At 35.5% G+C, this 22,631-nt stretch carries 15 protein-coding genes and 1 pseudogene; 1 reads left to right on the forward strand and 15 read right to left on the reverse strand.

Going from position 1 to position 22,631, the window contains the following annotated elements; all coding sequences use genetic code 11:
• Positions 1–5: 5 nt before the first annotated feature.
• From J4O15_RS14460 to J4O15_RS14475, 4 genes are all read right to left on the reverse strand, one after another.
• Complete coding sequence (locus tag J4O15_RS14460; RefSeq protein WP_208101257.1) at positions 6–1,301, reverse strand: DUF4026 domain-containing protein; 1,296 nt, start codon at positions 1,299–1,301, stop codon at positions 6–8.
• On the reverse strand, positions 1,301–2,812 hold the full coding sequence (locus J4O15_RS14465) for a tetratricopeptide repeat protein (protein WP_208101258.1): 1,512 nt from the start codon (positions 2,810–2,812) through the stop codon (positions 1,301–1,303). Before J4O15_RS14465 ends, J4O15_RS14460 begins: the two co-directional genes overlap by 1 nt.
• Before the next feature lie 321 nt (positions 2,813–3,133).
• Complete coding sequence (locus tag J4O15_RS14470; protein ID WP_208101259.1) at positions 3,134–4,525, reverse strand: GntP family permease; 1,392 nt, start codon at positions 4,523–4,525, stop codon at positions 3,134–3,136.
• Positions 4,526–4,738: 213 nt separating this feature from the next.
• A complete protein-coding gene (locus tag J4O15_RS14475; RefSeq protein ID WP_208101260.1) occupies positions 4,739–5,179 on the reverse strand; it encodes an RbsD/FucU family protein in 441 nt (146 codons plus the stop codon).
• 296 nt (positions 5,180–5,475) lie between these two features.
• On the opposite strand from J4O15_RS14475, the gene J4O15_RS14480 reads away from it, so the two are divergent.
• A complete protein-coding gene (locus J4O15_RS14480; RefSeq protein ID WP_208101261.1) occupies positions 5,476–6,342 on the forward strand; it encodes a nitroreductase family protein in 867 nt (288 codons plus the stop codon).
• A gap of 81 nt (positions 6,343–6,423) precedes the next feature.
• Here J4O15_RS14480 and J4O15_RS14485 read toward each other — a convergent pair whose 3' ends face one another.
• The 11 genes and pseudogenes from J4O15_RS14485 to J4O15_RS14535 form a co-directional block, all read right to left on the reverse strand.
• Positions 6,424–6,867, reverse strand: coding sequence for a Dps family protein (locus J4O15_RS14485; protein ID WP_208101262.1), 444 nt, complete (start codon positions 6,865–6,867; stop codon positions 6,424–6,426).
• Between the two features lie 252 nt (positions 6,868–7,119).
• Positions 7,120–9,939, reverse strand: coding sequence for an excinuclease ABC subunit UvrA (uvrA, locus tag J4O15_RS14490; RefSeq protein WP_208101263.1), 2,820 nt, complete (start codon positions 9,937–9,939; stop codon positions 7,120–7,122).
• Positions 9,940–10,002: 63 nt separating this feature from the next.
• On the reverse strand, positions 10,003–10,512 hold the full coding sequence (locus J4O15_RS14495) for a shikimate kinase (protein WP_009219952.1): 510 nt from the start codon (positions 10,510–10,512) through the stop codon (positions 10,003–10,005).
• Between the two features lie 63 nt (positions 10,513–10,575).
• Positions 10,576–11,664 (reverse strand): phosphotransferase enzyme family protein, encoded by a 1,089-nt coding sequence (locus tag J4O15_RS14500; protein ID WP_009219951.1) that lies wholly within the window; start codon positions 11,662–11,664, stop codon positions 10,576–10,578.
• Positions 11,665–11,666: 2 nt separating this feature from the next.
• Positions 11,667–13,820: a 1,3-beta-galactosyl-N-acetylhexosamine phosphorylase gene (gene gnpA / locus J4O15_RS14505; protein ID WP_208101264.1), complete on the reverse strand. Its 2,154-nt coding sequence runs from the start codon at positions 13,818–13,820 to the stop codon at positions 11,667–11,669.
• Between the two features lie 156 nt (positions 13,821–13,976).
• Positions 13,977–16,175 carry a sodium/glutamate symporter gene (gene gltS / locus J4O15_RS14510; protein WP_243762083.1) on the reverse strand — a complete coding sequence of 733 codons (2,199 nt, stop codon included), beginning with the start codon at positions 16,173–16,175 and terminating at the stop codon, positions 13,977–13,979.
• A 149-nt stretch (positions 16,176–16,324) separates the two neighbouring features.
• A pseudogene (gene tnpA / locus J4O15_RS14515) lies at positions 16,325–16,794 on the reverse strand (IS200/IS605 family transposase).
• Between the two features lie 128 nt (positions 16,795–16,922).
• Positions 16,923–17,396, reverse strand: coding sequence for a type III toxin-antitoxin system CptIN family toxin (gene cptIN / locus J4O15_RS14520; protein ID WP_208101265.1), 474 nt, complete (start codon positions 17,394–17,396; stop codon positions 16,923–16,925).
• Between the two features lie 305 nt (positions 17,397–17,701).
• Positions 17,702–19,231 carry a recombinase family protein gene (locus J4O15_RS14525; protein WP_208101266.1) on the reverse strand — a complete coding sequence of 510 codons (1,530 nt, stop codon included), beginning with the start codon at positions 19,229–19,231 and terminating at the stop codon, positions 17,702–17,704.
• Between the two features lies 1 nt (position 19,232).
• Positions 19,233–20,915 carry a recombinase family protein gene (locus J4O15_RS14530; protein WP_208101267.1) on the reverse strand — a complete coding sequence of 561 codons (1,683 nt, stop codon included), beginning with the start codon at positions 20,913–20,915 and terminating at the stop codon, positions 19,233–19,235.
• The gene (locus J4O15_RS14535) at positions 20,916–22,586 is read right to left on the reverse strand and encodes a recombinase family protein (RefSeq protein WP_208101268.1); all 1,671 of its coding nucleotides are present in this window, start codon (positions 22,584–22,586) and stop codon (positions 20,916–20,918) included. It abuts the gene before it with no gap.
• Positions 22,587–22,631: the final 45 nt, after the last annotated feature.

The following is a 22,631-nucleotide window of genomic DNA, read 5'->3' on the forward strand; positions in this document are numbered from 1 at the left end:
CCCCTTTATAATAAATATGCGATATTTGGATCTATACTCATTTCATCGGTATAAATTATCCAGTCTGTTACATCATTTATGGTATATTCACCCTCATCACCTTCTTTTATAGATGAAACTCTGTATGGTTCCTGGGTAAGTACCGCCTTGAATCCTGTATCTGTAAATTCCTTAAGTTCAAACCATATATGTTCCAGATTTTCATAATCAACACTTCCATCCTCATTATCTGTAGGAAGTCCGACCTTAATAAGTGCCTTATAGCTTGGATGCTCCTCTATTGATTTTTTTAATAAATCAAATCTGTCTCTTGCCATAAATTTCATATGATCTGTCTGCTCATTTGAATAATAGTACAGCGGATTCTCAATAAGCTTATCCTCTATTTCGGACGGCTTTGTATACTTTCCGTTATTTGCATCATCCTCTGTAAGGAATAAAAAGATTATTTTACTGTTTGTATTATGACTTCCCTCTCTGTCATTTGCTCCACCCGGAATATTTGCCGGATACTTTGCTACACCCTCATTCCATGGCAGGGTTGCCGCCACTATCATATTTCCGTCTACAAACTCACCAAGGAATATATAATCTTCCACAGCCTCATTTTGATATAATACTCTGTTTGCCATAGTATTTATCAAATAATACACATCATTTACATTCTCCTGACTTACATCTAAAAGCTCAAACTCGGAAAATCCGGTTCTGCATATTCCATGTGTATGCAGCCATACTTTTTTTGTCTTTTCATCAAAAACAGCCTGTACTGTAAACAAGCTTTCAGCATTAGGTGTAACCTTGGATTTGGCAGCCAATTCCACCCATCTTCCGCTTAGCAGTCGCTCTGCACTCTCATCTACTACAGCCAATGTATCCGGAAAAAATGCCATTATAAGTTTTACCTGTAAATGATATGAGTCCATATAATTTTTATTAAACTTCATATAAATAACAAATGACTTTGTTTTTTGCTGTATTTTTTCAAAATCTTCATCATGCATCTTCTGATTTTGCAAGGAATATAAACTGTCCAATACGAAATCATCAAAATAAAAGCCTACACCATATTCATCTCCATGATATTCCAATGTGAGATTCCCGGAATTATTATCTCTTATATTAAATTCTATCAGCTTTAAGCCTTCAATACTTTCTATTCTTTCCTTTGCACCTTCAATATTCTCAGCTTCCACATTATCTGATAAAACATGCATATAGGAGTTTTCCTCCCATGTAGCCATAGGCTGCACCTGTGGTATTTCCACCTCATTTTGCTTTTTCTTAAAAAAATTAAACATTATTCCTCCACAAAAACTACTATTTTTGATATTTTTCTAAAAGTCTTATATCCTGCAAATTTTATTCCGCTGTCTTTAAAAAAGTCGCAGGCACAGTTCATAATATAAGCAAAGCTTCCGAATATCAGAAAATCCAGATATCCGTATTTTTTCCCGGTTGCCCCGTCCAAAAAAGCAATATCACTTGCTCTGCCTTTTTCTTTCAGTCTTTTTTTAATATATTCAACAAGCCTGTTTCTAAGACTCATTATTTCAAACTCATATTCTAAAGGATCATTTGACTGATTATCACTTACTATAGAAAAGCAAAAGAAACCGGCAGCTACACCATTTCTGTAAAGCTCGTCCACTATCGGCATTTTATCAAAAAGTCCCGAATACATATATTCACTTATAAGGGATGGTAAACAGGTAGTTCCTGTATATATATCCTCTCTTATCTCATCCTCATCTATATGCTGCAATTGATAGCCCGAATACATTTTTAAATAGTCTCCCGCATCAATCCCAATCCTAAAACCCTTACTCTCCGCCTTTTCTCTAAGCCCCTTATAATCCACACATGATTTTAAAAACTCGTCTATATCTTTAAAAGAATTTACAGCTTCACAGGTGTTCTCATCAGGAGCTTCAAAATCTTCTCTGTCGGCAATATCAAATGAAAAATCATTTGCCATCAAATCTATTTCACCGAATATATCTATAAAAAGCCTTTGTATAACCTCTATCGGCATATCAAATTTATCTGAATATATTACAATATGCCTGTCATCACTTATAAAAAACCTCAGTTCCTCTATATTATACTCCTCATCATTATAATGAATTATATTATTTACATATTTCTTCGGCAAAAGACCTATTTTTATATCACAAAGAGATTTAAGACTTTCGGGCATCATATCCTTTATATATTTCAGCATAAAAACATCCGACTTATCATCTCCGGCTTCCACTTCAATAAGCTTTTTTTCCTCTGAAATATGTACATTTATCCTGTAATTAACACTCTTTATACCATTTGCAATTATCTCTGTTATTTTTGTGTAATACAGGGCATCATTTTTATTGTATTTTCTTATATCTTTTCCAGCCTCTTCCCACATCAAACAAACTCTATCAGACATCTTTACTTCAAAATTTGAATCCGTAAGTAAATCCACGCATGAGGACATCATATCTATGGTATCCTTATCCCCCGGTTTTGCATCAAGAGCTTTCTTAAAATAATGCAGTGCAAGTCCGTCTTCATCCAAGTAATAATATGAATAAGCCATTCTGAAGTAAAATTTATGATTCCCTCTAAAATATTCCTCATGTGGTTTTAATAACTCAAGTGCCTGTGAAAATAATTCATATTCCCCCGGCTCACCGAGATTATTATAGGCTCTTGCCAATTCCGAATCCATCTCTGGAGTCCTTGCATTATCAGGAAGTATCTCAAGGGCATCCACCACCTTCTCATACTCGCCGTCCTCATTCCAATTTTTACATTGTTCCAGTAATTCCATCTTCTTTCCTTATAAAAATCCGGTAATCTTTGTATTATCCGCCATGTATTATGGTTTTAAACAGAAGTCTAAATTCGATAAATAAAATCTCTTAAATACAAAGCGCAAACATTATAAATATACCATATATAAAAACCGGTGTCAGCAAATTTAATGATATATCGCATTATAATATCAGAAATTTTCTCCTATTTCACTAATATAAGTTACAGAGCCATAAAAACTCTCAAATCATTACAATCTTTTATAATGAAAATGAGACACAAATCTTACAAAACAAAAATTCGTAAAATCTGTGCCTCCTATAAAATGTCTATTCAATTAATGTAAAAACAGGCTTAAAATCATTATTTCTATAATACCTGCAATACCAAGCAACAATGTACACACAGTCTGTGTCTTATAGCCCTTTTCAGGTGTCATTGCACCGAAGTTTGTAACCACCCAGAAATATGAATCATTCGCATGTGAAACTGTCATTGCACCTGCACCTATAGCCATAGTTACCAAAGTAGCGCTCATAGGGCTCGCAAGTCCCAGTGCCGGCAAAAGCGGTGCCACAATACCTGCTGTAGTCGTAAGTGCTACTGTAGATGAACCCTGTGCACTCTTTAAAATTGCGGATAATAAGAACGGGAAAAGCATACCCATTGAACTTAAAACCGCCGCATGGTCCTTTATAAAATTAACCATATCTGATGATGCAATAACCTTACCGAGTACTCCACCTGCCGCAGTAACAAATAATATAGGTCCTACCGTCTTTAATGTATCATTGGTTATGGCATAAAATTCCTTCATTTTGCCTGCTCCCTGAAGCTGTAATACACCAAAAACAGCTCCTACGGCAAGAGCTATAATAGGAGTTCCAAGGAACTTTAATATATCGGCCGGCATCCCGTCCATCTTCATCATTGAAACTATTGATGCAATAGCCATAAACAGTACAGGAACAACAATAGGTGCTAAAGAAATCATACCGTTTGGAAGCTTGCCATATTCTGCTACAAGTTCTTCATATGTCTTTGTAACCTCATCTGAATCAGCCTCATCATCAGACTTTACGGTCTTTCCGATAAATTTAGCATAGAAAAGTCCCGCTATCAAAGGAAGTATCGAACATACCACACCCATTCCCATTACAAGCAAAAGATTATCACCTATACCAAGTGTTGAAGCTGCCGCAATAGGTCCCGGTGTAGGCGGTATAAATACATGAGAAATATAAAGACCTGCTGAAAGACCTACAGTCATAGCCACTGATGACTGTGCCGTTCTCTTTACAAGCGCCTTTCTGATAGGGTTTAAGATAACAAATCCGGAATCGCAAAATACCGGGATTGATACTACCCAACCCATAAGTTCCACTGCCAAAACAGGATTGTTTTTACCTACCAGCTTTATAACCATATCCGCAAGCTTAAAAGCCGCACCTGTTTTCTCTAAAATAGTACCTATCAATGCACCTAGTATGATAACTATACCTATGCTTGAAAATGTACCTGCAAATCCTGCACCGATTACACTTGCAAGACCGGAAATCTTTGTTCCGTCTTCCAAAGTCTTATCCACCAAAGGTATTCCTGCTACAAGTCCCAAAATCAGTGATATACACATAATTGATATAAAGGGATGTACACCAAACTTTGAGATAGCAATTATCATCACAATAACTGCCAAAATAAACACGAATATAAGTGGTAAACCTGTCATATAAACCTCCTTACCCAGATATATAGGTATATCATTCTTAATATATATACCCTATTCCACTTAATAATATTGTAAAATTATTATATCATAATATCTAATAAATGCAATTAAAACAAAGAAATTTATATAAAGAAATACTTTATAGCTTCTGTTTTCTAATAAAAAATGCCAAGTCTATTGACTTGACATTCTTATTAAATATTTATAATATATTTACTTTACTCCCTTTTGAATTATTATGCAACCAAAAGGCTCTCTTTCACTTGTAGATACAACTACAAATGCATTCCTAGCCTTTCCGTAAAATTCGGATCTTTCCAGACTTCCAAGTGAATACTCATAGTCGTACTTTATCATAACATCTCTTATTTCATCCCATACCGGATTGGTTTCCATCTCATCACCTGAATCTATATCAGGAACCATATATTCCACCGGATAATCTGAATACTCCGTATCAATAGGAAGCAATGTGAGTATAGCATCAAGCATTTGCGCTGCGGTGTTACCCTTTGCCTGTACTACTCTGGCATCCGGACTTTTACTGAATGCAGGATAAAAATCATCAGCAATAACCAGCAAATCTCCATGTCCCATATCCGCCATGGCTTTCAATAAATCCGAACCTATTCTTTCCGGAATTCCTTTTAACATACACTCTCTCCTTAAAATAATAAATATTATAACATTATAATAGCACTTTATGCTTTTTTGTATATAGATAAATTTACCTGTCTTTTATCAAAAAATTATGCATGATGTATAGTATTTTTGTGCTTCAAAAAAAATTTTACCCCTTCAATCTTCAATACATTGCTCGTCTATAAACAGCTCTTATCCGGTATATTTTTTAAAACAAAACTACACTTAAAATTGACCTTTAGGGCTATTTTTTGTATAATATATATAATTTAATCGTTTGAAATTTGTACTGTGGAGGGAATAAATGTATGAATTATTTAGAACTTATTGAAAAAAGAAATTCTATAAGGGATTTTCACAAAAAGCCGGTTGAGAAAAGTAAATTAGATGAGATAGTAGGATTTTTTAACTCAGTTCAAAAGCTTTTTGATGTAAATACAAAAGTGCTTATAGCCGCTAATGAAGATACCGCTCAAAGACTTTCAGGTGTGGCAGGCTATCGTGGCAATGCCTTTAATGCTCCCGCTTACCTTGTTATTTTATCCGAAGAAAAGGATAATTATCTTATCAATGCAGGATTTATGGCGGAAAATGTTATTTTAAAACTTGAAAAAATGGGCTTGTCTTCATGCTTTTTAACTTGTGATGACAGTGATATGGTAAAGAAAGTCTTACTTATCGAATCTGACATGGATATAGCCGCTATGGTAGCATTCGGATATGGTAAAAAAGAAAAAGATACCACAAAGCTTGATATACATTCACCTTCAAATATAAGTATCAGCAGTAAATCAGGACATATCGCTCCAAAGATAGCAGTTACCACCCTGTCATTTGATTCTGATTTTGATACTCCTTATAATTTTGATGATGAGTATGCAGATCCGGTTATAGCCGACGCGCTTTATGCAGCCAGTCTTTCACCAAGCTTTTTAAATCATCAAAACTATCGCTTTGTTATAAACGGAACTCATATATATTTATTTAATCATTTTGATGAAATGGTTACAAAGACCGATAATTTGCTAGGGCTTGGTGCCGCAATGCTTAATTTCCATATGATATTGTCATCAAAATATTCAGGAATCGGAAACTGGAGCCTTGATGTTTCAAATATCAAGACTAATTTTAAGAATCCAAGTGATTATACATTGGTGGCGGTTTTAGATATATAAAATTTATTTTTAGGTATATAAATAAAGACAACTTTAAAAGGCACAGCCGTTTATATGGCTGTGCCTTGAGCTTTTTAGTGTTTAGTTTTGTGCAAATGCCTTAAGCATCCACAGAGTCTTTTCATATTCTTTTACATAGCCTGTAAAGATATCGGCAGTTACCACATCACCTTCCTTGTCAGCCAATTCCACAATTTCCTTTGAATCCTTTACCCAATACTCAACATCAATTGTAAGTATACGAATAGCCTCATCAATGTTAATGGCTTTATCCGGAAGTTCCTTTACCTTGCTGATTTCCAATGCTTCCCTTAAGTTAGCTATTGGCAGAGCATCCATAGCAAGTATTCTCTCAGCTACCTCATCAATAATCTCGGCTGTATAATCATAATATTCCTCTAATTTAGAATGAAGGGTAAAAAATCCATGTCCCTTCAGATTCCAGTGCATATTATGTAGTTTGATATACATAATCTCCTGATTTGCCAAATAAGCATTCATTTTTGCAAGTAATTCCTGTTTCATAAAATATTCCTTTCCGCAAAACAATACTATTTATGCAATCCGTTTCTATCACCTCCAACTTTTCATAAGATAACTTACAACAGTCTATTTGACGCAGTTAACTTTGAAATGATAGTCTCTATCAAGAGGCAAGTATATTTTATCATTTTATCTTATCAAATCAACACTTCCTACAAATGTATGCAGTATTCTTATATATTATTTTTATATTCGCCCACATCTCTTACCGCTGCTTCTCCAACCGCATTGTAACTACAAATACCTCTTCACATACTTTCCGGTATATGATTTTTCTATTTTTGCTATCTCCTCCGGTGTACCGGTAGCTACTACCTCGCCACCTCCGGCACCGCCTTCGGGACCTATATCAATTATATAATCGGCACATTTTATAACATCAAGATTATGCTCTATTACAAGTACCGTATTTCCGCTGTCTGAAAGTCTTCTAAGTATCTCAACAAGCTTATGTACATCCGCAAAATGAAGTCCTGTAGTAGGCTCATCTAAGATATAAATAGTCTTTCCCGTAGCCCTCTTTGAAAGTTCGGTTGCAAGCTTTATTCTCTGTGCTTCTCCACCGCTGAGTTCTGTAGACGGCTGACCAAGCTTTATATATGAAAGTCCTACATCATATAAGGTCTGTATCTTTCTTGCTATGGTAGGCACATTTTCAAAAAAGCTTAGAGCCTCTTCCACAGTCATATTAAGTACATCATATATGGATTTGCCCTTATATTTTACTTCCAATGTCTCTCTGTTATATCTTTTTCCGCCACAGACTTCACATGGTACATATACATCAGGCAGGAAATGCATCTCTATCTTTATAATACCGTCACCTGAGCAGCTCTCACATCTTCCACCCTTTACATTAAAGCTGAATCTTCCTTTTTTGTAACCTCTCATCTTTGCATCCTGTGTTGCCGCAAAGAGATCTCTGATCATATCAAATACGCCCGTATATGTAGCAGGATTTGATCTTGGGGTTCTTCCTATCGGTGACTGGTCTATAGCTATTACCTTATCAAGCTGCTCCGCTCCCTCTATTGACTTATACTTTCCTGGAATAGTATGGGCACGGTTCAGTTTCTTAGCCAATGCCTTATATACTATCTCATTTACAAGGGATGACTTACCGGAGCCTGAAACACCTGTTACACAGGTCATTACTCCTGTAGGAATCTTTACATTTATATTTTTCAGATTGTTCTGTGCCGCACCTTTTACACTCAGCCATCCTGTAGGTGTTCTCCTGCTATCAGGCACAGGAATTTTTATCTCACCCGAGAGATATTTACCAGTGATGGAGTTTGGATTTGCCATTATTTCCTTTGCACTGCCTGTGGCTACCACCTCACCGCCATGACTGCCGGCTCCGGGTCCTATATCCACAATATAATCGGCCTCCATCATGGTATCCTCATCATGCTCCACCACCAAAACGGAGTTTCCGATATCTCTTAGATGCTTTAATGTTGCAAGCAGTTTATCATTATCTCTTTGATGAAGTCCGATACTTGGCTCATCCAGTATATATGCCACTCCTACAAGCCCTGAGCCTATCTGAGTTGCCAACCTTATTCTTTGTGCTTCACCGCCGCTGAGTGTACCTGTAGCTCTGGTAAGACTTAGATAATCAAGGCCTACATCTATAAGGAAGGTAACTCTTGCTCTGATTTCCTTTAAAATCAATGCACCGATGGCTTCCTGCATTTTTGTAAGCTCCAAGCTGTCTATAAAATTTCTAAAATCGGTAATGGACGCATCTGTGGCATCATATATATTCTTTCCGCCAAGAGTTACAGCCAAAGCTTCTTTTTTTAATCTTCTTCCGCCACAGGACTTGCAGGGAGCAATCCTCATATACTGTTCATATTCTTCCTTGGCACTCTGTGAAAAGGTTTCTCTATAACGCTTTTCCATATTTTTTATAAGCCCTTCAAAGATAACAGGATATACACCGCTTCCTCTCTGACCTGTATATGCCACATCCACTTGCTCAGTAGTACCGTAAATCAATATATCATGTATTTCTTTAGGATAGTCCTCAAAAGGTGTATCCAAACTGAAGTTAAACTTCTCTGCAATCGCTCTCAGCATTGCATTGCTGAAGCTCTTTTTATCATTGCTGCTCTGCCAGCCAAGCACTATTATGGCACCCTGATTTATGGAAAGAGATTTATCAGGAATCATCAAATCCTCATCAAATTCCATGGTATACCCAAGCCCTGCACAATCAGGACATGCCCCGAAAGGATTATTAAATGAAAAAGTCCTCGGCTCCACCTCATCAATGGAAATACCACAGTCCGGACAGGCAAAGTTTTGTGAAAACTTTATAGGTTCTCCGTCTATTATATCAATAGTGGCATAACCGCCACCAAGGGTTAATGCAGCCTCCAGCGAATCTGTAAGTCTCTTTTCTATATTTTCCTTTACGGAAAGTCTGTCTATTACAATATCGATACTATGTTTTATATTCTTTTCAAGTACGATTTCCTCACTGAGTTCATACATATTTCCGTCAATCATGGCACGGACATAGCCTGATCTCTTGGCACTTTCAAGTACCTTCTCATGTCTGCCCTTTTTACCCTTTACTACAGGTGATAGTATCATAAACTTTGTCTTTTCAGGCAATGTCTTTACTCTGTCAACCATCTGATCAATACTCTGCCTGTGAATCTCCTTACCGCAACATGGACAATGCGGTATTCCGATTCTTGCATACAAAAGCCTTAGATAATCATATATTTCCGTCACAGTACCCACTGTGGATCTCGGATTTCTGTTCGTTGACTTTTGGTCTATGGAAATCGCAGGTGAAAGCCCTTCAATGCTTTCAACATCCGGTTTTTCCATCTGTCCGAGAAACATCCTTGCATATGATGACATAGACTCCATATATCTTCTTTGTCCTTCCGCATATATGGTATCAAACGCCAAAGAGGACTTTCCTGAACCGGAAAGCCCTGTTAAAACAACCAATTCTCCTCTTGGTATGTCCACTGATATATTTTTTAGATTGTGCTCATTGGCACCTCTTATCTTTATATATTTTGTATCCATTAAACATCTCCATTACATGTTCGATAAATTCGAACATACTTTCGTAACAGTATATAATGTATTTTAACTCTCGTCAATAATGGATATTATTTTTTTTATACAATCCTCCGGACTGCCATTGTTTTCTACAGTATAATCGGCATACTTTTGATATTTGGATATTCTCATATCATAAAGGCTTGCAAGCTCATCCTTTGACTTTGATTTTGCCAGAGGTCTGTTTTTATCTGCAAGCAAATCTTCATATATTTTATCAAAATCTCTAACAAGGCAGATAATAATACCGTTTTTTTTCAAAAGCTCACCATTTCTCTCAAAGGTAAGCATTCCACCACCGGTAGAAATAACTGCAACAGGCATTTCTACGACTTTTTTGGCTATATTATGCTCCAAATCTCTAAAATACTCCTCACCATACTTTTCAAATATGGTCGGAATATCCATGCCATAAGTCTTTACAAGCAATTCATCTGTATCTACATATTCGATATTTATTTTTTCTGCCAAAGCCCTGCCTATTGTAGTCTTTCCGCTTGCCATAAAACCGCATAGTATAATTTTTTTATCCAACATATCTAAGTATCCATTTCTATAAAACAGAATCACTTTATTGCAACATTTGTGGCATTTTAAAATCTACACATATTTAGCTACAATCTTTTTCATCTCTTCTATATTTGCTTCCATATCTGAAATCAACTTTATTTGAGTTCTGGCTCTATCAAGATTATGTTTTTCTCTGCTTATCTTAAAATACTTATCTCCTGCAATATAATCTCCCAAAAATCTCATACCGCATTCAAAAGTCATAACCATAGCCGCCATAGGTAAAAGCTCTATTTCCCTTTTGCTCAGACTCTTACCACATGCCTCCAAAAATCCTTTTGTAAAAGCCTCAAACAGCTCTATATCAAGCCCTACCTTTGACAAATCCACTTCATCCTCCAGCCCCTTATTGGCTCCGAATCTTATGGCATCTCCAAAGTCAAAGGCTGCAAAGCCCGGCATTATAGTATCCAAATCAATTACACATAATGCCTTTTTAGTGGCATTATCAAATAAAATATTATTCAGCTTGGTGTCATTATGTGTAACCTTTAAAGAGATTTCATTATTTTTTAATGCTTCATTAAAGATATGGCTGTATTCTTCCCTCTTTATAAAAAAGTCTATCTCATCCTGTACAGACTTTGCTCTTCCAAGCAAATCCTCATCTAAAATAGCCTTAAAGGTTTTAAATCTGTCCTCTGTGTTGTGGAAATTTTTAATAACCTCACTGAGCTTATTTACAGGAAATCCCTCCAAAAGATTTTGAAAATTTCCAAAGGCATATCCTGACTCATAAAATTCATTCGTATTTGTTACCTGCTCATAGCATATAGCATTATCTATAAATTCATACATTCTCCAAATATCTGAGTTACTATCCTCATAGAAGTAATTTCCCTCTTCCGTATTTATAAGGTTTAGAGTCTCACGATCCGGATTTCCACCCTTTTCAATAATTTTTTCTCTTAGATATGATGTCACAAGTGAAATATTTTCCATAAGCTTTTTAGGCTCTTTAAAAATATTTTTATTTACTTTCTGTAAAATAATCTTATTATTACCCTCATATTCAATAAGATAGGTATCATTTATATGTCCGTTGCCATATTCACCGAAACTTTTAAGCTTGTCAAAGTCCTTATAATGCTTTAATACATCCAGTACATTTGATTCCATAATTAAACCCCCTTTATTGTAAACCATTTTATCTCAGTAGGTTTTAATATAACCTCGAAAGAACTTCCATCTCCTTTATAAATGGTAGTTTCCTGAGTCTCATAAGTATTGTTTACAACACAAAATTTATTATTTTCAACATAGGCATTTACCTCTACATTCAGATTGTCGCTGCACCATCTGTAAATGCCCTCTTCATCATGTGATGCCCAAAGTATTGACCTGTACAGCAATCTTGTATTTACAAGGCTGTAAGGCAATCCGCTTATATATACACATCTTCCCTTGCCGAACTCTTTGCTTGATAGCTGTACAGAGTCATTTCTTACAGCCAAAACATCAGTTCCTTCAAGAGCATATACAAAATCCTTGCCTTCACCGAAGTTTATCTCTTCGTCAATCTGAGCTGTAATAAAATGTGATTTGATATTTTTATTGTATTTTCCCTTGCCTAAAGTAAATCCGTTTTCTATCTCCACTCCAAGCTGACTTGCAAGCTGTAAAACTCTACCCTGATAAATATGTCCGCTTGGCTCACCTACACCTATAAAGCCTCCGCCATTGTATATAAAATCTCTTACTGCTCTTAAAATTCTTTCATCGCTCCAATATTCACCACCGGCTTGACCTGTATTTACATCACCGATATTCATTACAATATCAAAATCCTCGAGCTTTACCCTGTCTTTTATAATATCGTCAAAGCTTATAAAGGATACATCAACCGGAGCACCGCTCAATGCCTCTATCACTCCGGCATAGGAATAGTTCTTTTTATAATATATTGCATGATGAACCATATGATTGCCCCATGACTTATATCTTCCCCATACGCTAAGTATGGCAATCTTCTTAATACAATGTGCTTTGCAGTCCTTGGCATTCTCATACAGTTCTCTGAATTCATCACAAACCTTTTTTGTGTAGTCAATAAAATCAGGGAAATCCAAAGTAAGCTTTAAATATCCGCCATATCCTATTCTGTCCACAGGTTTTCTAAGTATTGCTCTTCTGGCAGTTATCCAGTTTATCTTAGCTTCTCTTAAAGGACTTCCTCCCTTATAGAAGGTGTCCGGAAAAAAATACGGTAAAAGTCTGCCCTCGGTATATTTTACCCCCTCAATATCACTTATTAGTCTCAAAGTCTGCCCGTTTCCGACACTTCCAACCACGGCATCAAGACCTATACTTTTAAACTCTTCCATATATGGTTCCATGCCTATCCAATGGTCTCCCAAAAACATCATGGCTTCCCTGTCATACTCATGTACGATATCCACCATCTCCTTGGCAAGCTTTGCCACTTCTCTTCTTTGGAAATCTATAAAATCAAAATATTTATCAGTCGGAACTCTGTAGGTATTATTCATATATCCCTGGTCTATTATATATTCAGGTCTGAATTTATACCCTACCTCTTTTTCAAATTGCTCCAAAATATACGGGCTTACTGAAGCACTGTAACCATACCAATCCACATATTTTTGTCTTGCAAGCTCATCAAATATCAAGGTAAATTGATGGAAAAATGTAGTAAATCTTATTACATCCACTTTTGGATGCTCCTCCAAAAATTTTCTGAGCCTTTTCATTGAATATTTTCTTGTTTTTGGTTGACGCACATCAAAGGTTATCTGCTTTTCAAAATCTGTCCAGCCATTAGTTACCGCATTGTACATATGCACCGGATCCCAGATTATATACGCCAGGAAACTGACTGTATACTCGTGGTATTTCTTTGCATTTATAAATACTTCACCGTCTTCATAATGCCAATCTGCCGTGGACACGGGTTCACCGGTTGTCCGATCCATTACCTCCCACCATCTCTTTATATCATCACGATCATTTACCTTAAGTAAATCAGGATGTAAACCCTTCATAAGATTTATTCTTATAATATCCTCTGTAGCCGTATAAAAGTCGGTCATTATATACATTTGCTGAACTTCATCAGGATTTGCCTTTGCCCACTCATTATCCTTTCTGGTAGTATAATAAGTGGCATAAATCTTCGCATCCAGCTCCTCTAATTCCTTTGGCATATCGGTACCGTCACAGTCTCTGACGGCATCTGCGCCCCAAAGTTCCATTATCTGCTTTGTTTCTTCAATGATATCAATATCTGTAGGTATCGTTACTCTCCCTTTTAGCATTTTGCCCCCTTATCCTAGGTATTTTTCGTATTAAATCTTCATATCAAATATAATATTTTAACACAAAAAATTCAACTATAATCTTTGATATACTATTACAATAAAAAGCTCTCCTTTAAGAAGAGCTTTAAAATATGATAGTAAAAATTATAGGTATTAACCAAGGAAGTTTATAAAAAATGTAATAGTCAAACTGTTTAAAAAATCCGCAAACATACTTCCAACTATCGGCACAAGTAAAAATGCCTTTACGGAAGGCAAATACTTTTCCGTTACAGCCTGCATATTTGCCATAGCATTCGGTGTGGCACCCATACCGAAACCGCAGGTTCCGGCTGCAAGTACAGCCGCATCATAATCACTTCCCATACATTTGAAGACTATAAATCTTGCAAAGATGTACATCAGTGCCACCTGACCTGCCAGGAGTATAAATAACGGAAGAGCAAGTGCAGCCAATTGCCAAAGCTTAAGTGTAATCATTGCAACACCAAGGAAAAGCGAAAGGCAGATACTTCCGAGATCATTTATTTCTCCCATATGTATTCTGAACTTATCGGTATATTCACTGATATTTCTCATTATGGCTGCAACAATCATAGAGCCTATATATATAGGAAAAGTCATACCTGTCTTTGAAAGTATAAAAGATATAACAGTTCCTATGCCCATGGCAAGTGTCAGTTGATACACTGCAGGTGCATACATGGAGACCTCTCTCCTATGCTTTATCTCCTCTTCCACAAGCATACTGTCATCTTCATATACAGCAGTATCCATGAGGTTTTTCTTTTTTATAAGGCTGTTTGCCAAAGGTCCACCCATCAATGAACCTGCTACAAGTCCGAAAGTAGCCGCTGCTGTAGCAAGAGTTGTCGCACCGTCAACATTCATATCTTCAAGAAGCGGTCCGAAAGCTCCCGCAGTGCCATGCCCTCCAATCATAGGTATGGAGCCTGTACACATACCTATAAGCGGATTTATACCAAGCAGTTTTGAAAGTCCTACGGCTACAAAGTTTTGAGATATAATCAAAACCAATACAAGTGCAAGGAAGATAAATGTGCCCTTCCCACCGCTCTTTAGCACCTTCATATTTGCCTGAAATCCTACAGATGTGAAAAACATTACCATGCAGACATTTCTAAGAGTTTCATCAAAGTTAATCTCTATAATATCCAGTGCATACAATACACAAAATATCACTGCAAACACCATACCGCCTACTACAGGTGCAGGAATACAAAAGGTAGTTAAAAACTTTATTCTCTCCTTTAAAAGTACTCCTATAAACAATGCAAGTACCGCCACCGCAACAGTCTGATACATATCAAGATTTAAAGTTTTTCCGGGCGCTGTATCAGCTTTCACATCAGCCTTTACTCCGGTTATTCCGTTTTCACTGTACCAAGTATTAGCCCCCTTATGAAAATTTACCTCTATACTGTTTAAAGTGCTTTCATCAAAAATATTTATGGTATTTCCCAAAATTTTATTGAAACTCTCCTGATGATTTTTCAATAAGTTTAGTACGGTTTCAATATTACTTGAGCTCATATTCTCATTTGCCACCAGAACTGCCATAACTCCTACAGTGGTGATATCCCTGTTTATTCCCTTATATGTACCTTTTTTTATTGTGGTAATGCTATAGCCGCTATAACTGTCCTGAAGGAATCTTATCGCTCTCTCATCCAATGATATAATATCAATTGCTACATTGCTGTCCGCCAATTCGGATATCGCCTTGGTAGGTGCCGATGCGGTTACAAAGAATGCATCTATCTCACCGTTTTTTAAGGCATTTGCCGCATCCTCAAATGAGAGATATCTTACATCAATATCATCTATTCCCATTCCATAAGCTTTTAAAATATTTTTTGCATTCTTTAAAACACCGGAGCCCTCTTCACCTACAGAAACTCTAAGCCCCGCCAAATCCTCCACAGAAGTCAACCTTAACTTCTTATTTACCACTATCTGATAACTTTCGGTATACAGACCTGCTACAGCCTTGGTTATTTTTAACGGATTGCCCTCAAACTCTCCATTCCCCTTATAAGCATCTGAGAGTGTATCATTTTGTACTATTGCCATATCAACGATATTGTTTTCAATCAATCTCAAATTTGCCGCCGAACCTGCCGTAATCTGGATACTCATATCAATATCGCTCTCCTGCTCCGCCACATTCTTTAGGGCATTGCCATAGGCAAAATATGTACCGCCCGTTCCACCTGTTCCAAGATGAATGTTCTTGCTTTCAGCTTTCTTAGCACAACCGGAAAGCAGCAACACAAACATAAATATGATAATTATAAAACCTAAAATTCTTTTTATTCCTTTAATACGCAATTCCTCCTTTTTGCTCTGATAATCAGTACCACCGGCTAAGCCGGTGGTTTGTTGTTTCGCCCTATAAGGGCTCTTTACCTGCGCTTGAGTCTAAAGACTCATCGAAAGTTCGCCAACCGCACATCATTTACTTGCTTAGCCCCTTGGGCTTATTTTTTCTTATTGCTTTTTATTACCGGCTCACCCGTAAACGGGTCTATATATTCTTTCATACTCATTTGGTCATATAACATATCTTCATTTAGCTGGTTTCTTATGTATTCTTCTATCTTTTTTGCATTTTTCCTACCGTATCTACATAATATCCCCTACACCAAAAATGTCTATTCCCATACTTGTATTTTAGATTTGCATGTCTTTCAAATATCATTAGTGTACTCTTACCTTTTAAATATCCTACAAAATCTGATACACTCATTTTGGGTGGAATCTCTACCAGCATATATATGTGATTCGGACATACTTCTGCTTCCACTATATGTACTTCTTTTCTTTTACATAACATGCTCAATATATTTGCTATATCCTGCTTTAGCTCTCCATATATTATCTTTCTCCTATATTTTGGTGCAAATACTATATGATACTTACAATTCCACCCTTGTGTCAAGTATTGGATACATTTTTTTCTCTAAGAAATTGCTTTTTTTAAGGTCAAGATTTTTGAACGCACTCGCTTTACACTTATTCATGGTGAAATTTTTGCACCTTGAAACTTAGCATAGCAATCAAAACTAATATTTCTACTTACTCCAACCTGTTCATAACCTCTAAAATTATATCTACATCTGTAAAAAACAGATTGATTCCTCTTTTCTTCATAGCGATGACTTCCTTCAGCTTTGTCCGAAGTTCTTTATCCAATTTTTTGTGTACTGTAATCGGATTTCCCTGAATCGTATGCACATGGTCCAAATAAACCTCTTTGACCGGAAAGGCATTTTGTATCAAAAACGCATTTTCTTCCCCTGCAAATATCCCAATTACAATCGTGCTACACTTACCGTTTCTCTTTATTTTAGAAGCAACTATCTTTTTGTATTTTTCTACTTTTGAGCTAATCGGTATCATCCAAAAAATATCTTTATTCTTTGAATCCTCAATTGCATAGTAATGCGGTCGATAATTGCCATTTTCCTTGTTGCTCATTAGAGAGGAATCTGACACATCAGAAAAGAAACGATCCTTTATATGATAAGAATATCCTTGTTTTACCTCCATACAAACCTCCAAAAAAATCCCTCTATCATTTCGATTAGAGGGATTTACGCACTATATTATTTATACCCCACCCATATAGTAAGTGGCCACATTTACACACCGAATTATTTATATCCCACACCATCGGCAAGTGGCTGAATTACACCTCATAATTTTATATCCCGTACTATGAGAAACGGCTAACATTTGCTTGCCTAAATTATAGCATATTATTCGTTTTTTTACAACACCCAAGTTATTAAAATAAGACCGGCACAAAAAGTATTTTCTGGAGTTTGGGGTGAAATTATTGCACCTCAAGTCGATCACCTTCCTCTAAATTTCCAAACTATCTCAACTGTTTTCTTGTCATAAACATAGATTCTGTCTATCACTTCGTTGATCCAGTCTAAAACAAGTTCTCCTTTCGCTACTGCTTCTCTTAGCTTATCGACATTCAAATGATGTCTTGAAACTGTATTTTCTTGTATCTTGTCCTCTATGACCGATATTTCCTGCTCAATGTTCTTTGCTCTTTGTGTCAGGAATTCTCGTTTTGAGAGGTATTCTTCTTTTTTTATGATACCTTGTTTATGAGTTTCATAACACTGCATTTTGGAAATTTGATTCTTTTGTTGTTCCGCTTCCAGCTTTTTCTTTCTCTCAAGCAGGCTATCACAAATACTTTCTCTGACTCTTTGCTCAATCATTCTCGTCTGTTCTTCCTCAAGAAAACGCTCGGTATAAAGCTGAGTTTCCTTTGACACGATTTCTTCCAGTACCGGAGCTTGTATCTTTCCTCTCATACAACCGCAATCTTTCGCTTTGTATCTATAAGGGCAGCAGTATCCATCACTTTTTCCGTAATTAACAGTGTAGCTCATCTTATGATGGCATTTCCCGCAATAAACTTTATCCTGAAGTATGTGAAAATTTTTACGTTCCCTACTAATATGCTTTGCGTTGCTGTTTAGCATATCCTGAACCTTATCAAAATCTTCTTTAGAAATAATAGCTTCATGCATATCTTCTCTAATTATCCAGTCTTTACTATCAACCCATTTTCGATTATCTGAACCAACCTCTTGCACCCTTGTCTTTCCGCCAACAACTGCTCCTGTATAAACTCTTTGTGTTAATAGATATCTTACAATCTGACCGGTCCATATACCACTACCTCTTTTTAGTCCAATGTGTTTAGCCGGAGTTAAAACACCTCTATTGTTTAAGTCTTTAGAAATAGAAAGCATACTTTCACCACTAAGATATCTTTCAAAAATTTCTTGTATTATGTGTTTTACTCTATCATCTACAAGTAACTGATGATGATCCTTTTCATCTTTTACATAGCCATAAGGTGCCTTTGAACCAAAGTAATATCCTTTATCTTGTCTTACTCTGACTGATGAATGCATTTTTTGTGAGATGTCTTTTGAGTAATAATCATAGACAAGATTTTTAAATGGCACTTCCAAACTGCTGATTCCATTCTCATTGTTATTACTGTCATAATTGTCATTTACAGAAATAAATCGAACTTGCATAAAAGGAAATATCTGCTCGATATATGCACCTGCTTCAATATAATCTCTTGCAAATCGTGATAAATCCTTTACAAGTATTGTCTTTACTTCATTTTTCTTGACAAGACCTATCATCTTTTGAAATGCCGGACGATTAAAGTTTGTTCCGGTGTATCCATCATCAATATGCTCTCTAATCTTAACTCCGGTAAATTCTTCTCTTGAACCGATATAGTCTTTTAATATTTCTCTTTGAGAAGTTATACTGTTGCTTTCATCTTTATAGTCTCCATCTTCTAAGGAAAGTCTTAAGTAAAAATCCACTATATTCATATCAGCACCTCTTCTTCCTTCTGCTAACTTTTTCAGCAAAAACAGGTGTTTCTTCAAAATTAAATTTGATTTCTATTGTATTATCTTCTCCTATAAAGATCTTATCAATGATGCTATCCACAAAGTCTTTGTCCCATTTCTTTGTTTTACCTTTAAAAAGTGCTGTAAGGTACTTATGTCTTTTTTCAAGTTCAAATGCCTCTTTTTCAAAGATAGCAACTTGTCTTTCTTTTAAACTTTCAAGCTCTGCTTTCTTTTCGCTGAGAAGTCCTTTTTCCCTTTCAAAATCTTCTTTACTACACTTGCCCAAAACATATTTTTCATAATACTCACTTTGAAGTCTGCTAAAGCCTAAAATTTTTCTTTCAATTTCAGTTATTTCTTTTTCCTTTTTCTTATCCGTTTCTATTTTAAGATTGTCATAAGCATTCAGATAAACCTTATAACTTTTACTGTTATTTGAAAGAATAGTGTCAAAGGCTGCTTTAACAGTTTTTTCAAGAGTAGCTTCTGTAACAGAGATTCCACATTTTTCTGTTGTAAATTCTCTGAAGCGATTACAGCTAAAATAAAATACAGTCTTCTTACCGCTTTTTTGCCTGTGTACACTCATTTTTCTCTTGCAAATCCCACAATAGAGTTTTCCTCTAAATACTGTATCATCCTTAGCATTCTTATTTTCTTTTCTGCTGTTTTTAATTAGCTTTGATTTTGAGGAAATTTTCTCCTTTACCTTTTCAAATATATCAGGTAAGATAATCGCTTCGTGGGCATTTTCTGTTATTATCCAGTATTTTTCGTCAAGCCTTTCTCTTTTTTTACCTTCATATAGATGTTTTTGATTCCTACCTTGAATGAGTGTTCCTGTATATACACGATTTTTAAGCACTTGTAATATTGTTGTCGGAATCCAAGCTCTTATAAGTTCATTCTCATCAGCTTTAGCTTTTCCAAACTTCCTATAATCCGTTGCTACATATACTTTCTTCTCAAGTAGTAATTTTGAAATATCCAGTGTACTAAGTCCATTCAAATATGACTTGAAAATTTCTTTTACGACCGGAGCTGTATTTTCATCAACATATAATCTTCTTATCCCATCTTCATCTTTTCTTGCGATATACCCATAAGGAGCTGTACCACAAATAAATCCACCCTGCTTAATTCTAATCTGATGTGAAGTTGATATTTTCTTTGAAATATCTTTTGCATAAGTTTCGTTTACAATATTCTTTAAAATAATCTCAAGTGATTTATTAGGATCTTCCATGTGAAAAGTATCCAGATTGTCATTAACCGCAATAAATCTTACTCCAAGAAACGGAAATATCTTTTCAATGAAGTTTCCAAGCTCCGTATAATTTCTTCCAAAACGAGATAGGTCTTTTACAATAATGCAGTTGACTTTTCCCGTCCTTACTTCTCCCATAAGTTTTTCAAAGTCAGGTCTTTCAAACTCTGTCCCTGTCTTTGCGATATCTTTATATATTCCAACCAAATTATGACCATCATTTTTCTTTATATACCTTTCACAAAGAGCAATCTGATTTTCAATAGAATCACTTGGCTTTTCTTTTTTATTTCTTGAAATTCTTGTATAAATGGCGGTCTGAAAACTATTTTTTTCTACTTTATCTGTTATGCTTTTTTCCGCTTTTATTCGTCTATTTGATGTCCTTGCCATCTATACCACCTCCCTAATTTTCTCCGGGGATTGATTGGTATAGTGATTTATCTTTTCAAACACATCTATGGTTTCATCATAGTTAAAATGAATCTCTATCCTTTTATCTTCCAAGACATATATTTTATCTATTAACCTTACAAGAAGTCCTCTTTCTAAGGTATTGATATTTTTATACTTTTTAATCTCAGAAAAAAAGTTCTTATTTCCTAAGCTCTTTTTATATAGCCTTGTAATTTCTTTATTTTGCTTTTCTAAAACCAATTCACTTTCTACAATACGGTTTGTATAAAACTCTCTCATATCATAAAACTCTTCTTCAGATATCAATCCTTCCTTTAAGTCCTGATAAAGAGAAGATTTTAGAAGTTCAAATTTTGCCTTACTTTTCTTGGTCTGCTCTTGTCTTTTATCAATTTTTTTGAAGAGTTCATAAGACACTTCCATTTCTCTTATCTTTTCAGAAAAGGCTTCATACTTTCCAAGAGATTTAATATAGTGGCGTATCATTTCAAGAATGGCCGCCTTTAAATCTTCCTGTTTTATTGAATGCCTGCTGCACTCTTTTCCTTTGTTGTACTGGGAGCAGATATAGTAAATAGTGGGAGTTTTCCCTCTCTTATCGACTTTCTTTGTCATCTGAGCATTACAGTCCTTACAAAATAATAACCCCGAAAATAAATCAGCTTTTTCTCCACAATTTTTTGCTTTTATATCACATTTTAAAAGTTTTTGAACAATCTCAAAGTCATTTATATCAATAATAGCTTCATGATTATATTCAATTTCAATCCAATCGCTTCTATCTTTAGAAACAACTTTATCAAGTTTATAGTTTATCTTCTCTCTTTTCCCTTGTTGAAGCGTTCCAATATAGATTTCATTGGTTAAAATACGATTGATTGCCGGCGTATCCCACTTTGCAACAGCATTTGTATTAAAGCCTGTCTTATACCTAATCCCCTTTGATTTCTTGTATTCCATAGGAGATAATATTCCATTATCATTTAAGTGTTTTGCAATAGAATATGAGCTATACCCCTCAAGTTTCATAGTAAAGATTTTTTGCACTACATACTCTACTTCTTTATCTATTACAATTTTGTGCTTATCTCCTTTATCCTTTTCATAGCCGTAAGGAGCATAGTTTGATATAAATTGTCCTTGTTTTCTCTTTACTTTACAAACACTTCTGACCTTTGCGGAGGTATCCCTGCAATAGTTGTCGTTGATGAAATTCTTGAAAGGAATAACTAAGTTTTTTTCTGTCTCGCTGGCTGTAAAGCTATCATAATTATCGTTCAAAGCTATAAATCTTATATCAAGAGATGGGAATACTCTTTGCAAATACCTTCCGCTGTCAATATAATCTCTTCCAAATCTTGATAAGTCTTTTACGACAATGCAGTTAATATTTCCTGTAATGACATCTTCCATCATCTCTTTAAAAGCCGGTCTTTCAAAATTTATGCCTGAGTATCCGTCATCCACGTATTCACCTGCAAGCTCCATATCTTCATTTTTATCAATATATTCTTTTATTTGAAGTCTTTGATTTGAAATACTGTTACTTTCTGTTTTAAAATCCTTATCATATTTTTCATCATCTTGGGACAATCTAAGGTACATCGCCACTTTAAACTTATTTGTATCTAAAATATTTTTAGACATAATAAAACCTCCAAACTTTCATATTCTTTTTAAGAGAAATATGAT

Source organism: Lachnoanaerobaculum sp. Marseille-Q4761, from assembly GCF_017565785.1.
In the GTDB taxonomy this organism is placed as follows: Bacteria; Bacillota; Clostridia; order Lachnospirales; family Lachnospiraceae; genus Lachnoanaerobaculum.